We start from the raw sequence: 15,812 nt of genomic DNA on the forward strand, positions 1-15,812 counted from the left end.
TTCAATCCAAATATGATGTCATTTCAAATTGTACCGTAGGGTTAATTAAATTCCTACGCGCCTGTTCGGAAATCCTTACATCCTTCATAACGAAACCAAGCTGCCGAGTTGATCGGCAGCTTGGTCTATCTCGCAAATTATGAATCTGTTCGCACAAATCGGAACCAGCCAAAATCAAATTGGCTTCCCGGCAGGAAGATGAACGTCACCTTCTGTTTGCCGGCCACGGGCTCCAGATCGAATACCTGCTCTTCATATTCGTAGGCTTGCCTAAATTCGACCAGCCGGTTGCTTTCGCCATCCGGATGCGCAAACCGAATATGAATCGTATTTTTATCTAAGGCGGATCTGCCGTACACCTCCAGTTTCGATGCACCGTCGGCTAAAAAATCCATCTCGTCAAACTCGAGGGAGACGTTATTTCCTATCCCTTGAACAAACCTGTTGTCCAACACCGTAAAGGTATCCCCGTAAATCCGGTCGCAATCGGCGGCAAAGTTGGGCTCAAAGGCTCGATTCCCCGGTTGAAAATAAAACCCTTTGATGTGCACCTTCTGGCGAAAGACAAAGCAAATCGACGTAATGCCGCGCAGCTTCTTGGACAATCGGTAGGTTTCTTCCTGATACACGTTCCATTTGGACTCCTTCTGATAAATGCAATCGGCCAGCAGGGAGCTGCCCTCTTCGCCAGGCATGCCCTCCCAGATTTGCAAAGCGTACGCTTCGCTTGAAAGAGCAAATATCGGAATGGTAATCGTATCGGAGCCATGGGGGCCAAAATCGATGTCCCGGAACCCGACCTGCGTCTCGCCGTCTCTGCTCGTGGCTACGCCTCTTTCGTTTCCGTTCCCGACTTCACCTTGACTGTAATCATATAATCCAGCAGATATGAAAGAGTATGGATCCTTGTATGCTGCACCCAAACCGTCGACCTTAAATTCAAGCTGGGAGATGAGCCGGGTTTTACCTGTCCCGTTCCGGCTCGTACATCTTAATCGAAATTCCCCGTCGCCAAGGGCTGTTACGATGGCAGCATGGCCATTGGCCTCGACGCTCGCAATATTGGATTCGATGCCGGCATCGTTTACGACGGCCCATTCGACTTCCTGATAAGAAGCTGCCAGTGGATGCAATATGGCCCGCACTGTCATTTGTCGATTCCCCGGATCAAAGACCTGACCCTTATCGCTGATCAGCTCAATCTTGCGAAGCGGAATCTCGTCCCTGTTTCCTGTCAGGCATGGTCCCTCTTCATTCCTCATGCTTGCGGATATTCCTTGCGTCACATCATCCTGTACGGGTATGGAAGTCAAATGAAGGGATTGACGCTCCATGCCTGTGGAGGACACCTCGATCCCGATTCCGCCGGGCTCCAATGTCGCACCGATGATCGCCATCAGCTTGCCGCTGAACAGTCTTCTGCTTAGGCCTTTGTACGGATCGTAATCCGTGCTGTCCCCATTATCGAGACCCAGCAGCCGTCCCGCCCCCGTGACATGGACCTCCACCCGGTTATTGGCATTCTCGACGGAGTGCCCATCCTCATCTTCCATGGTGATCTCAACGAAGATGAGATCTGTTCCATCGGCCCTCAGCTCTTCTTTATCCGGACGCAGGACGATCCGCTTGGCATCGCCAAACGATCGTTTTGCATCCGTGGCTACGATACGGCCTGTTTCGTCATAAGCGATCGCTATTAATTCGCCTTTGACGTAAGGAATCTTCCACCACCCAACCAGCTCTCTTCCTCGTGCATGGTCAATGTCATGCGTACCCACGGTTTCCCCATTGAGTCGTAATTCTACTTTTGGCGCATTGGAGCAGATGCGAACATCTATCATCTGACCGTCATTGAAATCCCAATAGGGCAGCAGATGCACCATGGGCTTCGTTTTGTAATCCGTCCAAGCGGCTTGATAGATATAATAGGAGTCCTTTTTAAAGGTTGCCGTATCAATCTGTCCGAAATAGGAGTTTTTAGTATGGTACGGCGTAGGCTCACCAATATAATCGAACCCTGTCCATATGAATTGACCGAGCGAGAAGGGCGTATCCCGTTCAGCCAGGATGCATGCCTCCGCCGATTTCGCTCCCCAGCTAGTCGAGCTGTTGCCGAGGGAGGAACACTGCTCGTCATCATCGGCCAGGATGGATTTTTCGAACGGGAAATGGTAGATGCCTCTGCTTTGTACGACGGACGCGGTCTCACTGCCATATATGATCCAATCCGGATGTTCCCGGTGATGGTTCTCGTAATATTTCTCGGCATAGTTATATCCTGCTACCTTCACGATATCGGCACATTGCTGCGCGTTCTCCCAAGGCATATAATTCGATCCAATGGTAACCTTTGCATTTTGCTTAGGATCGTATGTATAAACCTCATCCATCAGCATTCTTGTGATGTCCTGGCCCCTCTCGTCCGCATGAGTATCATATATCTCATTCCCGATGCTCCACATGATAAGGCTCGGATGGTTGCGGTCCCGTTTGACCCAGCTCTTCACGTCACGCTGAACCCATTCCCGAAAGAACCTGGCATAATCATAAGGCGTTTTCGGCCGCTCCCACATATCGAAGGCTTCCGATACAATCAGCAGCCCCATTTCATCCGCAAGCTCCATCAGCTCCTTAGCCGGCATATTATGGGCGGTGCGAATCGCGTTAACCCCCATTTCTTTCAGAATTTTAAACCTTCTCGCCAATGCGGTTTTGTTAAAGGCTGCTCCCAAAGCGCCGAGATCATGATGCTCGCATACGCCGTTCAATTTGAATTTGCTGCCGTTCAGCAGGAACCCTTGATGAGGATCCAGCCGAATGTGTCGGAATCCCACGTTATGAGTGACGGCTTCCAAGATTGCATACTGCGAAACTGCGGAACGCTTGGTTCCGCTCAGCTTCATTTCGGTTACCAATTGATACAAATTAGGTTCTTCCGGACTCCAGAGCAGCGGATCCTTGACAGCTAATGTTTGCGTATTCAGGATGCTGCCTGCACTGCTGCACGTGTGATTGGCGTCGACCCGGTCAGAAGCCTCGGCGATGATCTGTCCATCCTTCAAAATCACATGCTTGATCAGCACATCATCCACGACCTTCATTTCCGTCTCGACTTCAACCAGCCATCCATCTTCCTGATGCTTAGTCGCTATATAAACGCCGTCCGTGACGATGTGGTTGGATTCCCTTGTCTTTAACCATACATTCCGATAAATGCCTGCCCCGGAGTACCATCGGCTGTTCGGGCTTTGATGCACAACCTTTACGACGATGACATTCTCACCGTCCCGGAGCGCCTCCGTTATCTCGTGTTCAAATGAAGAATAGCCATACTTCCATTCGCCCATAGGACGACCATTGACATAGACGGAAGAATCCATGTACACACCGTCAAAACAGAGGAAGACCTGACCGCCGTCATTATTCCGCAACCATTCCTTCCGGTACCAGCCAATGCTGTTCTCGTATAAATCCTCCATGTTATGTATGAGCCAATCATGAGGAAGATCAACAGGCTGAAATTGTAGATTCTCCGAATCTTCAACGTCCAAACCGCTTTTTGCAAACGTCCATCCATCATTAAATAAAGCTCTTTTATTCATGGGTGATATCACCTTCTTCGTTTATTTATTAATCAATGCGGGACCGCAAATTCAGTCAATCTTACTATATCAGGATGCTTTATCATTTGAGCCTTCTTCAAAAAAGTTCTAAGGTTTTCAAAGGATGATCTTTAATTTATGTATATTCTTGCACTGGACAAAAAAAAGAGCCCTTCGCATGCAGCATGCATCAGAGCCCTTGCTTCATTATATTGCAGATGTGCCAAAAGAGACCAAGCGTCCCGAATCTCTTAGGATATCTTAATGTTAATGCAAATACCCCGTCTCCACCTCGTCCAAGACTTTTCTCGCTTGTTCAACCCACATATCGTCCACCGAGGCGTCAGGGTCGATCGGCGACTGGAATTGATCGAAGAGAGCTCCCAATAAACGTGGTCTCGCATGCTTATCGGTCCCCTTATTATATATATGCCTGAAGACAAATGGTCGGCCAAGCTTGATCGTTGCATGGCATCCGCCGCATTCGCCATCCAAGCTGCCCTTGGTTACGTGAAAGGGAATGCGAAGCCACACCATCCGCTCCTGATCCAATCTCCTATCCAAATAGCCATGCTTGTAATCCCAATTGCTGGCTAACGTAAAATCGTGTTTGCATAGATAAGTATCGATGTTTACGAAACGATCCTCCATATTCTCCAGTCGCGATTCCAAATTAATCATGTTAACGCCCACCTTCACATTTTAGTTCTAGGATGGACGTGAACTCCCGCCTTTATACGGTTCGCTGCTGCTTGCGGTATCCTGATGACCGATTGTGTTCGGGTGCTGAAATCGCTTATGCTTGCCCACTGTCTTAAATTACTAGTCATGATGACATAGCTCTCCCATTCTGGATCGCAGCTATTAAATATAATGCTGACCTTTCCCAAAACAGTGACACTGGACCAACCAAGCGCCAAAAACGCAACTTTCTTCCTGAGCTGTTAGCCTTATTCTTGTTCATATTCATATAATTTATGTCATTTAGTTATATTATTCCATTTTGTATCTAGTTCCTTTTATACCGATCACCCGTTCGATTGATTGGTGTCTATAATGTCCCGTAAGAACTTGGGCTCATCTTTTTTTGAACTATCAATGCTATAATAACCCCGTTTACTAAACAGAGAATACGTGGAGTTCTCGCAGAGAAACGGAGGGAAAACATGAAAGTGAAAGGTTACCAGAAGCTTGCTAGTCTCTTGGTTGTTATGCTTCTGGTGGGGCTGCATACCCCGGCTTACGGCGAAAATAATTCAAAAAAAGCGACTTGGATATGGCAGACGGACCTGATACGGGATGGCGGCGAAGAGCTGCTTGATTTTTCCCGCGAAGAAGGCATTAATCTGATCTACTTGCAGATCGATCGTCAGCTGTCGTCGGAGATATACGAGGCGTTTATAGAGCGTGCGCATGAGGACCAAATCGCGGTCCATGCCTTGGGCGGAGACCCTAGATGGGCGCTCACCGAACATCTCGATGACATGCTTGGTCTCGCTGATTGGGTAATTGACTATAACGGCAAGGTTGCGGCAGGTGCTCGATTCGACGGGATTCATCTGGATGTAGAACCGTATGTGCTTGCCAAGTGGCAAACTGAACAGGACCAAATCATCACCGCCTGGGAACAAAATCTTAAGGCGTTCCTGAGCCTAGCTTCCGGAAAGGGACTCGAGCTCGGGATCGATATTCCTTTCTGGTTTGACCAATACGCCTTGGCGGATGGAACCGGACTTAATGAATGGCTGATCGGTGCGTTTGACCATGTTACCGTCATGGCTTACCGGAATGAAGTGGAATCCGAGCATGGGATCCTGGACTTGACGCGGGCTGAGCTTGAGCTTGCCGACAGGCTTGGGAAACAGATCCTGATCGGAGTTAATACCAAGGAGATGCCAGGCGAGTCTTATACCACCTTTTATGGACACGGGAAGGACAAGTTGAATCAAAAATTGGATCATCTCTCCAGTGCGCTCGGTTCTTACCCATCCTTTGCCGGTGTCGCAATCCACGATATTCGCAACTGGCAAAGCATGTCTGCTGATGAGATCGTCCCCCCTGGAAGCACGGATCCCGTTTCCCCATCACCGGCCCCGGAGCCGAATCCAGATCCAGAACCCGGTGAAGGCGATCGCGTGCCGGATGCGGATCCGGTGACGAGGGATCCTATGGTAAGAGGCACTTATATATGGGAAGCCCATGAAGTCGTTCAAAACAGTCAGGAAATTCTTGATTTTGCCAAAGAGAAGAAATTGAACTGGCTATATGTACGCCTTGATCTGGAACAGCCGTACAGCTCGTACTCGTCGTTTGTTAAACAAGCGGCTGCGGCAGGAATCGAGGTTCATGCCATGGGCGGGCATCCGATATGGGCCCTTGAGGAGAACCGGCCGAGAATGATGCGGCTCGTCAATTATGTGAAGAGCTACAATCGCGCCGTTGAAGGCGATGAGCGTTTCCACGGCATTCACCTGGACATTGAGCCCTACGTGCTGCCGGCATGGAAAGAGGATTCGCAGCAGGTTATTTCAGAATGGACCGCGAATCTGGATGCATTCGTTACGGAATTGAAAAAGGATTCTTCATTGGAAGCCAGCATGGATATGGCCGTGTGGCTGGATAAATATAAAGTCACCGGCGAAGACATGTCGCTCAGCAAGTGGATGATCAATCGTATGGACCATGTTTCCCTCATGGCCTTCCGGGATGTAGCGGAGGGATCCAACGGCATCGTCGGGGTTTCCAAGGAAGAGATTGCATTTGCCGATGAGCTGGGCAAGCCCATCAAGATATCGGTAGAGATCAAAGCCAGTCATGAAGGCGATCATATCACCTTCCACGAAGAAGGTGCCGCCTATATGGAGGAAGAGCTTGCCAAGCTGCCTGCTTTATTAAAGGATTCGCCTTCCTTTACCGGCAGCGTCGTGCATGCTTATGCGTATTGGAAAAGCGCGAAGCCGTAAAATGTAAGAGAAAGAACATAACCCCATTGCTCATAAAGGAGCGATGGGGTTATTTCATTGACGTTTCAGCCGGTGTGACTTACTCTCTTCATTGCATCGTATATTTTGCTTGTACGGATGGTAGTATCGTGGCCATCTGGATCATCAAACCAAGCATGGCATATACCAGATGTATGAAGGAAACGGAATCCAGGATATACACCTGAACCATAATCCAGATGATTAACTCAAAACCCGAATATAAAGAAAAGGTCCAGGACCAATGCTTTTCTTTGAAAATATTGAATCTTTGAGCTGCGTCCCACTCCCACTTTAGAATCAGTCCGGAAGCCGTGATCAGAGGCAGGATGCCAAACACGCAGAATAAAAGAATGCCTGGAATTAAATAATCAGGAAAGAAAGAGTCCTTCAATAATGAGCTGGGCATCCCAATGAGTTCACCACTAGGATCCGTTATAAGCATCGTTCCCCCTGCCAACGCGCCGATCGCCAAGAATGCTTGAAGGCCAATCAAGGCATGGGATCGCTTTCCTTTGATATTGACCATCTCCTAACATGCCTCAATTCTCTTTAAGATTCGAAGGTCGCCTACATCGAATCTATTCCCTCTTCTCTGATTAAGAAATAATATTTGTCACAATGCCACGGCAGCTGGTCCAAGACTCAGAGAATAAAAAAAGCCTGATTACTCAGGCTAAAGTGATATTGCTTATAGAAGCGCACGTCCGTGATTCATTACGCAATGCGCAGTTACGAGGCTCGCTGTTTTTTGTTAAGAAGATGCTCGCCCCTGATCCAGCTATGAAAGAAATACTCAAATGCCCCCGCAAGTACTGCTAGCAGCAGAATCTCCGAGAAATCAATGGTCCAGTTGGCAACGGCGCCGATGATCCACAGCATGACAAATACCAAGCCGGCATCCGCTATCGTGGCGATCATATTGCTGGTGCGAGGCAGAATAAATAAATCCCCTACCAAGTAAGCAATGATGGCGATCCCCACTGATGTTGATACAGCCCCGATGAAAGAAGCATCGGTTAGGGAAACCAACAGTGCCGTAATCATAACCCCATGCACCAATAACTTAACAAGCAGTTTCATAACATATACACTCCTTTTACGGTAGTGTATCCAGCTTCTGCTATGATTACTCCGGGTTATTCCCGCCCGTTAGGGATTTGACGAGCCGCGGGATACTTTGGCCATCGTCCGCATAACGACCAACTCGATCCCTATCTGAAAAGGATAGCCTCTGTCTCTATGCTCTCAGCTATCATACCTTGGCCAACATCGCAATACCGGCTAGCAGTGAAACAAGCATGCCCATCAGAAAGTTTTCATATAATAACATCAGTCTGATTTGTGTCCGAACTGTTTTTTGTTGAGTCCCTCCGCGGCGGACTGTATCGCCTATCGTATTTCACTGAAACAAATGTGAAGTAATTGACGATACTACTAATCATCGAGGCGAAATATAAAAAGTAATTTGTGAATTTTTGCGGATGCGAAACTCAAGATGGATTTCTAGCCGAACCTTACACGATTTTTATACGAACCTTACATAAAGCTTAACAAAACAGCAGTAACGACTCGGACTCATCAATATGTATCCATGGAGGGGTATAAACGATGACATCTCCCGACCTCGAAGCCATCCGGCAGCGGCTGCCGGACTGGCTGAAAGCAAGTTCGCCATGCTCAGACAGAGGTAAAGTCGCCTCTTACATTCCCGAACTGTCCAAAGCTCCATATGATGCCTTGGGCATTACCCTTCTAAGCGCTCAGGGAGAATCCGTCACAGCCGGGGACTGCGGGCTTCGCTTTACGATGCAAAGCATCTCCAAGGTATTCACGCTGATCCTGGCACTGATGGACAATGGAGAGGAAACCGTTTTTGGCAAGGTTGGCATGGAGCCCACCGGAGACAACTTCAATTCCATGCTGAAGCTGGAGCTGGTTCGGCCCGGCATTCCCTTCAATCCGATGATTAATGCAGGCGCGATTACCGTTTCTTCCTTGATTAACGGAAGCAGCCCGTACGAGAAGTCAAGCAGAATTCTTCAGTTTCTTAAAGAGCTATCCGGGAACGCCGACTTGGATTATGATATGGGCGTTTACCGCTCGGAATCGGATACCGGAAATTTAAATCGTTCCATAGCGTTCTTTTTGAAAGAAAACGGGGTTCTCAGCGGAGATGTTGAAGAGGTGTTGGAGGTATACTTCAGGCACTGCTCCATTGTTGTGGATTGTGCCGATTTAGCCCGGATGGGCTTGGTCCTGGCCTGCAGCGGTTTGGATCCGCTAACCGGCAAAACGCTCATTCCTCGCAGGTATGTTCAAATCGCCAAGACGTTCATGACGACATGCGGGATGTACAACGCGTCGGGCGAATTTGCCATTCAGGTAGGATTGCCGGCCAAAAGCGGCGTTTCAGGAGGCATATTAACATTAGTACCGGGACGTTACGGCATCGGCGTGGTAGGCCCGGCACTGAATGATAAAGGGAACAGTTATGCCGGCGTGCATCTCCTGCAAACCTTGTCCCGGGAGATGGATTGGAGTATGTTCTAAGTAAAAATCCCCCTGAAGCAAGAGCATATGCTTAAGGGGGATTGATTCGCAGCATTTTTCTCAAATATAATAACGACAACATAACATAAGGAAGTGTCCGCCTCTCTTCGGTCAAACCCTCCTGCCATCTTCGTATGAATCCAACTGCTATTTTCTGAAAAACAATCTGCCGATCCGATCCGCGAATTCCTGCATGTTCACGCTGGATGGATCAAGACGGTAATATCCGTTCTTCACGGCTTCCAATACCCAGAGCGGCAGCTTCTTACCCTCAAGCAGCGGATATACATTGTCGTAAGCCCACACGAGATGCTCCCATCGTTTGTCGTTGCCATCCTGAACATACTCGGATACATCGAGCACTTTCCCTCTGCCGTCCTGCAGCAGTACATTCTTCAAATGAATGTCCCGCGGGTTCAAGCCCTTGCTACGCACAAAGGAGCGTGCTGCTTCGACATCCTCTATGACCTGCCTAGGAACGGGCACACCATAGAGCAAGCAATCGTACAAGGTTAATCCGGATTCATGGCTGATCGCCACATAACGCTCGCCTGTCCCATAAAATACAGGAAAATAAGGACTGCCCATCAGCTCTTGATAGACCTTGATCTCCGCTTCCTTCTTGGGCAGCGCCTCCACAGCATACAATTTATATGCATATGCCGGCATAGGTTCATAGACGAATACCGCAGCATCCGTACCGATTCCGACACAGCGCAGGTCATCCGATTCGCCTTCAATCGTTACCGGGTCGTTGGTGCCATTCTTGATCACTTCCATGCAAGCCAGCGCGGTTTCTGCCTGCTTCCATTGTTCGTTATTCATGGGCCACCTCATTTGGTGATTATGGACTTAATTCAGTATGATCGTACCATAATCGAGCCCTAAAAACATCTTTGCCGACTTGCCGTACCATACGCACAAAAAATTACAAAAAAACCGCGAAAGCATTCGCGGTTTCTTGCTTGCTAACCTGAATATCAATACTCAGGCTTCACGAAATATCCAATGCCAGCGGCATAATCCATCATCTTTTCAAAAAACGGCTTGTCCGGCAAAGCGCATTTCACGCCCGTGTTGCGGAGGAACTCCGAAGTTTGAGGACAAGTATACCGGTAAACGGAATTCTTCGCCCCGTCGCCTTCAAACTGTGCCATGGCCAGCTCCAGGCCTTCCTTGTTCTTCGGCTGCTGCGGATCCAATAACCATGCCTCGTATTCCTTCCAGTCCATCAAGGCAATGTCATATCCATAATCTTTAAAATGCTCCACCATGTCCTCGTAAGGAATGGCAACCGGATTGCAAATATGGAATACTCGACCGACGGTCTCTTGCTGAAGCAGCAGCGCAGTAATCGCTTCCCCCGCATAGTTAATCGGCGTAATATCCACTTGCCACTTCACGCTAGGCGCTTTCTTCAACAGCACCATCGCTTTCAGCATGCGATAAAACGCGTTGTTGTCTATGTTCTTCTGAAATATTCCGTTCTCGGAGTGACAGGACAAATTGCCGACCCGGTATACCGCTGCCGGAATGCCTCGTTCCTTACCGGCTTTGATGACCAGCTTCTCGGCTTCCAGCTTGCTGTTCGTATAGACATTCTCAATGGAAGACTCCTCGTATCCCGCTCCGGCAACGATCGCCTCCCATTGGCCGCCCAGCGCCAGGTCCTCCGGAATGCCAAGCGTAGATATAAAATGGAAACGGGTATTAGGTTTCTTTTGGGCCAAAGCTAGTAGTCTGTCCGTGCTCTCAACATTAACTCGGGCAAAATAGTCGGCATCCCCGAAATGCTTCACCTCAGCTCCGCAATGGATGATGGAATCGATGCGCGCTTCAATCAGGGCGAGGTCTTCTGCCCCAAGCCCCAGAGACTCCTGCTCCAAGTCGCCCTGAATCGCGATCACCCGCTTGTCCATTCGAGGCTGTATGTCTTCGCCGAAATATCCCGTCATGACCTGCTCCAGGCGGATATACGGCTCCATCAGCTTTGACGGCCGAACCAGGCAATATACGGTTGCGGTGGATTGATACAGCAGTTCGTGCAGCAAATGAGATCCCAAATACCCCGTTGCGCCGGTTAGCAAAATATGCTGCTGGGTATACACCGTTTGTTCCGAAGCATGATTGACAGGAAAAGAGATCGGATACTCCGCCAAATCCTGAATCGGCAGATCCCGTTCAACCAATGGATCGACGAGGATATCCTGGCTGCTTAATTCCGCAACTCTCTCCGCTAGTTTCGCTATGGTTGGAAATACAAAGAAATCATTGATCTTCAACTGCGGATATCGAGGCTTAAGGAGGACCAGAATCTCCAGGATTTTCAGCGAATAGCCGCCAATATCGAAGAAATCGTCGTGGATGCCGATTTTGGTTTGTCCCAGCGCTTTTTCCCAAGCTGCGCCGATATCCCGTTGGGTATCGTTAACCGGGGCTTCGTATCGGGAGTTATCCTCTTCCGCCTCCATCGACAGGTCGTATATAGCCAGCTTCTTGCGGTCTATTTTACCCGTCGGGGACAACGGCATTTCTTCCACGAAACAGATGTATTTAGGAACCATGTAACTCGGCACTTTCCGGCTTAAGAATTGTACCAATTCCTTGGCGGGGACGGCCTGTCCATCATGGGACGTGTAGAATGCCGCCAGCATTTTGCTTCCGTCCTCATCCGTTCTCGGAATGACCGCGATATCCTTCACGCATTCATGCTTTGCCAGATTGTCCTCGATCTCCCCGATCTCAATCCGGAAGCCTCTGATTTTCACCTGTGAATCTTTTCTTCCCCGGTATTCCACCTGCCCGTTCGGCAGCAGCCGCACCAAGTCGCCCGAACGGTAGTACTGTTTGCCTGATTCGGGCATTATCGGATCCGGAATGAAGGCTTCCCTGGTCTTCTCGGGCTGATTCAAATATCCCTTGGCTACGCCTACCGAACAGATGAGCAATTCCCCCGTTACGCAAGTCGGACATAATTCATCATGTTCGTTTACGATATACAATTCATAGTTGGCAAAAGGCGTGCCGATATACACGGTGGCCAGATCCTCCGAAATCGGATAATCCACGACATGCCCTGTTGCTACGACGGTCGTTTCGGTAGGGCCGTAAAGGTTCACGATTGGAATCGGAAGCTTCTTCCGGAACATGCGAACGGTTTCTCCCGCCAAAGCTTCCCCGCCGACCACGATCGTTTTGATGTTACGGTATTTGTGTGTGTCCTCCATTGGCAAATACGCTGCCAATTGATTGAAGAATACCGTAGGCAATATCGCGACGCGCGTTGCGTTGGTGTCTGCCACCGCTTCCGTAAAGGCGTCTATGGAGAAGCGCTGCTCATCCGATAGGAGATGCAGACGCGAGCCGCAAGCCAGTGAGCCGAATATATCGTAAACGGAAGCATCAAAGCTGAATGTGGAATATTGAAGAATAATATCCTGTTCGCTCATCTGCAAATTCTCCCGATTGGCGATTGCCAGATTCACGACGCCTTGATGGGCGATCAATGCGCCCTTCGGTTTGCCTGTAGAACCGGACGTATAAATGATGTAAGCCAGATCATCGCCCGTCACGCCCACGCCGCAAGCTTCTGCCGGATAGGAATCGACATGGTCATCGAGACAGTAATATTCCGGTTTGGTTTGGACTTGGGCCAATAGTCCATTCAGTTTCGCCGTGAAATCCGGATGCGTCAGAATGATGTTTGATGCCGTATCCTCGATAATATAGGCATTTCGTTCATCCGGATGGGAAGGATCCAGCGGGATATAGGCTCCCCCGGCTTTGAGGACGCCGAGCATGCTGATAATCGTATCGAGGCCCCTCTTCATAAATATCGAAACGAACTGGCCTTTGCGCAGCCCCTTGGCTATGAGCATATGGGAAATTTGGTTCGACTGCCTGTCAAGCTGTTCGTACGTGATCTGCTCCTGGCCGGAAGATAATGCAATTCGCTTCGGATATTTCTCCACAACCGCAGCGAACATCGCCACAAGCGTCGGATCTTCCGGAAGCTCCATCTTCGTGTCGTTAAGGGTTGCATAGGCATTCCGGTCCTCTTCCGTCAGCATAGGCAGACGGCTAACCGGCATCTCCTGATGTTCAAGAGCGGCTGCCGCAAGCAGCTCGAAGTGCCTGCTGAATTTTTCAATCGTTTCTTCTTTGAACAATGGCTGGGCATAGGAAACATAAAGTGTCCATTGATCCCTTTCCTCCTCCTGAACCACCCAGTTCAGCCCGCTTTCACCGTAGGCATAGCCGTTGCCGTTCCGGCCGTAAATCGTCCGCAGATGGAGCGGCTGACCGATAAAACCTTCGATGTCAGAAAGGGAAAGGATGCTTGCTTCAATCTGCTCCATCTTGGCCGAAATTTGCTCATACAAACGAGCAAATGAATCATTTTCGCTTATGCTCACTCTTAGCGGAAGCAAATTGCCCTTCTCATTGTTCACGCCGATCAGCAAATCCGAATCGTGCGTCATGCGGTACAGAAACACCGCATAGCTTGTCAGCATCCATGACTTGATGTTATACGCTTCGCGGAACCGCTGGATTTTACCGGTTTCGATACGAAGGGGAATCGCCATGCGATCGAAATCTTGATGCTGAAGATGCGCTGGACCATCGGTGTACAGATAGAATCCCGGTAAAGGTAGCTGCAGTTCATTCAACCAATATTCTTTGCCTTGTTCGATCATCAACGTAGTATTCAAAGGTTTCAGCTCCATCTTTTTCTATGCTTTTTCTATTCCGGCGTCATTACACTCGCAGTCTGTTTACGAGAGCCTCCAGTTCGGCGGACACCTGATTGATCTGCTCGGCAGATTCGAAGATTTTGGCGAAGGAAGCCTGCTGCTCCTGGGCACTGATCCGGATCTCGCCCGACACGGTCGAGTTCTTCTCTGCGAGCTCAGCCAGTTGTTTAATCGCAGCGGTGATCTGTTCGGTCTCGGCCACCATCTGCTGGGTTGCTGCAGACACCTCTTGAATTTGGCTGGTAACCGTATCCGTGGCCACCAGCATGCCTTTGAACAGCTCACCGGTTTCTTTGACAACTTCCATCCCCTTGGCGACGTTGTGTTCGCCTTCGCTGATGGCTTCTACCGCGGATGCCGTCTCATCCTGGATGTAACGAACCAATTCAATGATTTGGTCTGCCGATTTTCTCGATTCCTCCGAGAGCTTCTTCACTTCGCTGGCAACGACGGCAAAACCTCGGCCCTCTTCGCCCGCTCTGGCCGCCTCGATTCCTGCATTGAGCGATAACAAATTCGTCTGAGAAGCGATCTCGGTAATAACCTGTACGATCTGTCCGATCTCATGGGAGCGGTTCTGCAGCTTTTCGATGATATGCACCGAATTTTTGACCGAATGATCAATCGAATTCATCTGCTCGATCACCTGCTCCACATTGTGGTTCCCTCGTTCCGACTGCGCCTTCATCTGGATGGATATTTCGGATAAATCCGATGTATTGCCGGCAATCGTCGATACGCCGGATGAGATCTCCTCAAGCGACACCACGCTTTCCGTAATGGAAGTGCTCTGGACAGCGACCCGATCGGACATTTCCTCCATGTTCTTGGTAATCGCCGAAGAATTGTTATTGTTGATTTCCACGGCCGAGAAGAGGAACTTGGACTGCTCAGCGGATTGCTCCGACACCGATTTGATCGTGGTAACAAGCTCATTGATATGATTCACCGTCGTATTGAACTTGGCATTGACCTGCCCGAGTTCATCATCGCCTGCTTTTAACTGAACCGTGAAATCGCCTTTGCTCAGTTTGTCCAGCGCTCCCATTAAAGCCTGAATCGGGGCGAATGTGCGTCTAATCGTGAAGTACTGCAGGGCCAATACGATCAGCAGGGTGATCAACAGCGCAAAAAGCGTGTTGGTGAGCAGTTCCTGCTTCCCGGAGGCGATCAAACTGGCATCCACGTCGATGCCCATGTAAGCGAAAATTTCTCCGTTCGAATTCTGGAAGGGATGCAGCACGGTGATCCACGTCCCGTAATTGTCTGTATACGCTTTGGTATAAACGATTTTTTTCGTTTTCATCATTTCACGGACCGCGTCGGCATGAATTTTCGGCTGTTCATATAGGTCGCCCAGATTCAAATTCTCTTCGGCAAACATGTCCAGCACCGCCGTAGGCATAGCGATAATCGAGGTCTTGTTGCCGTCCTCCAGCTCAGGTCCAAAAATATATCCTTGCGCGATGTTAGGATACGTAACGGACAGCTCATCAAACGTGCCGGTTAGCTTCTTCTGGATGTCCGAATTCCGGTCGGTGGAACCTTTAACCGCTTCAGCATCTTGAACGGATACGGACTTGACCAAAGTATCCATGATTTTCCCCGAATCGGATTGCAGCTGCTTGGTCAGCACGTTGTCCTGGATATAAAAGCTTGCACCAATGACGATGGCGCCCGTGATCATGATATAGAGACTTGTCCATATCATGTTTCTTGTAACAATGCTAAGATTTTTGAAACGCATACCTTTAGAGAACGTTTTTGTCTTACTCACTCGGTGTCTCTCCTTTGATAACTCATATGTATTTTCATATATAACAGGGATCCCTTTTAACTCACTTTTCGCATCACCTACTTTCCTGGATACAATGAAAATTTCAGGGATTTTTCGTAATACATGACCGTTTTCAAAATTGTTC

Annotated in this window: 9 protein-coding genes; 2 read left to right on the forward strand and 7 right to left on the reverse strand. The window is 49.1% G+C overall.

Features of this window, described 5'->3' with window-relative positions; translation table 11 throughout:
* Positions 1 to 137: 137 nt before the first annotated feature.
* Positions 138 to 3,602 carry a glycoside hydrolase family 2 TIM barrel-domain containing protein gene (locus tag AC3RCL_RS17430; protein ID WP_492530991.1) on the reverse strand — a complete coding sequence of 1,155 codons (3,465 nt, stop codon included), beginning with the start codon at positions 3,600 to 3,602 and terminating at the stop codon, positions 138 to 140.
* 267 nt (positions 3,603 to 3,869) lie between these two features.
* Positions 3,870 to 4,283, reverse strand: a complete 414-nt coding sequence (locus tag AC3RCL_RS17435; RefSeq protein WP_009592953.1) for a YugN-like family protein — start codon at positions 4,281 to 4,283, stop codon at positions 3,870 to 3,872.
* A gap of 485 nt (positions 4,284 to 4,768) precedes the next feature.
* Here AC3RCL_RS17435 and AC3RCL_RS17440 point away from each other — a divergent pair, with 485 nt between their 5' ends.
* Positions 4,769 to 6,565, forward strand: a complete 1,797-nt coding sequence (locus tag AC3RCL_RS17440; protein ID WP_492530994.1) for a hypothetical protein — start codon at positions 4,769 to 4,771, stop codon at positions 6,563 to 6,565.
* Between the two features lie 88 nt (positions 6,566 to 6,653).
* Here the strand turns inward: AC3RCL_RS17440 and AC3RCL_RS17445 are convergent, their stop codons facing one another.
* Positions 6,654 to 7,112, reverse strand: coding sequence for a hypothetical protein (locus tag AC3RCL_RS17445; RefSeq protein ID WP_015734932.1), 459 nt, complete (start codon positions 7,110 to 7,112; stop codon positions 6,654 to 6,656).
* A 203-nt stretch (positions 7,113 to 7,315) separates the two neighbouring features.
* Positions 7,316 to 7,666 carry a DUF2512 family protein gene (locus tag AC3RCL_RS17450; protein WP_015734931.1) on the reverse strand — a complete coding sequence of 117 codons (351 nt, stop codon included), beginning with the start codon at positions 7,664 to 7,666 and terminating at the stop codon, positions 7,316 to 7,318.
* 528 nt (positions 7,667 to 8,194) lie between these two features.
* Between AC3RCL_RS17450 and glsA the strand changes: the two genes are divergently transcribed.
* Positions 8,195 to 9,136 (forward strand): glutaminase A, encoded by a 942-nt coding sequence (gene glsA / locus AC3RCL_RS17455; protein WP_015734930.1) that lies wholly within the window; start codon positions 8,195 to 8,197, stop codon positions 9,134 to 9,136.
* Between the two features lie 147 nt (positions 9,137 to 9,283).
* Here glsA and AC3RCL_RS17460 read toward each other — a convergent pair whose 3' ends face one another.
* The 3 genes from AC3RCL_RS17460 to AC3RCL_RS17470 all read right to left on the reverse strand — a co-directional run bounded on the left by AC3RCL_RS17460 (position 9,284) and on the right by AC3RCL_RS17470 (position 15,667).
* Positions 9,284 to 9,961 carry a serine/threonine protein kinase gene (locus AC3RCL_RS17460; RefSeq protein ID WP_015734929.1) on the reverse strand — a complete coding sequence of 226 codons (678 nt, stop codon included), beginning with the start codon at positions 9,959 to 9,961 and terminating at the stop codon, positions 9,284 to 9,286.
* A 155-nt stretch (positions 9,962 to 10,116) separates the two neighbouring features.
* On the reverse strand, positions 10,117 to 13,848 hold the full coding sequence (locus tag AC3RCL_RS17465; protein WP_492530998.1) for a non-ribosomal peptide synthetase family protein: 3,732 nt from the start codon (positions 13,846 to 13,848) through the stop codon (positions 10,117 to 10,119).
* A 46-nt stretch (positions 13,849 to 13,894) separates the two neighbouring features.
* Positions 13,895 to 15,667 carry a methyl-accepting chemotaxis protein gene (locus tag AC3RCL_RS17470; RefSeq protein WP_492531000.1) on the reverse strand — a complete coding sequence of 591 codons (1,773 nt, stop codon included), beginning with the start codon at positions 15,665 to 15,667 and terminating at the stop codon, positions 13,895 to 13,897.
* Positions 15,668 to 15,812 lie beyond the last annotated feature (145 nt).

Source organism: Paenibacillus sp. MT86, assembly GCF_058792535.1.

What these genes read in the sequence shown, in the direction of transcription:
- AC3RCL_RS17430 (WP_492530991.1), bottom strand. Translation starts at nt 3,602, where the DNA reads ATGAATAAAAGAGCTTTATTTAATGATGGATGGACGTTTGCAAAAAGC.
- AC3RCL_RS17460 (WP_015734929.1), bottom strand. Translation starts at nt 9,961, where the DNA reads ATGAATAACGAACAATGGAAGCAGGCAGAAACCGCGCTGGCTTGCATG.
- AC3RCL_RS17450 (WP_015734931.1), bottom strand. Translation starts at nt 7,666, where the DNA reads ATGAAACTGCTTGTTAAGTTATTGGTGCATGGGGTTATGATTACGGCA.
- AC3RCL_RS17435 (WP_009592953.1), bottom strand. Translation starts at nt 4,283, where the DNA reads ATGATTAATTTGGAATCGCGACTGGAGAATATGGAGGATCGTTTCGTA.
- AC3RCL_RS17445 (WP_015734932.1), bottom strand. Translation starts at nt 7,112, where the DNA reads ATGGTCAATATCAAAGGAAAGCGATCCCATGCCTTGATTGGCCTTCAA.
- AC3RCL_RS17440 (WP_492530994.1), top strand. Translation starts at nt 4,769, where the DNA reads ATGAAAGTGAAAGGTTACCAGAAGCTTGCTAGTCTCTTGGTTGTTATG.
- glsA (WP_015734930.1), top strand. Translation starts at nt 8,195, where the DNA reads ATGACATCTCCCGACCTCGAAGCCATCCGGCAGCGGCTGCCGGACTGG.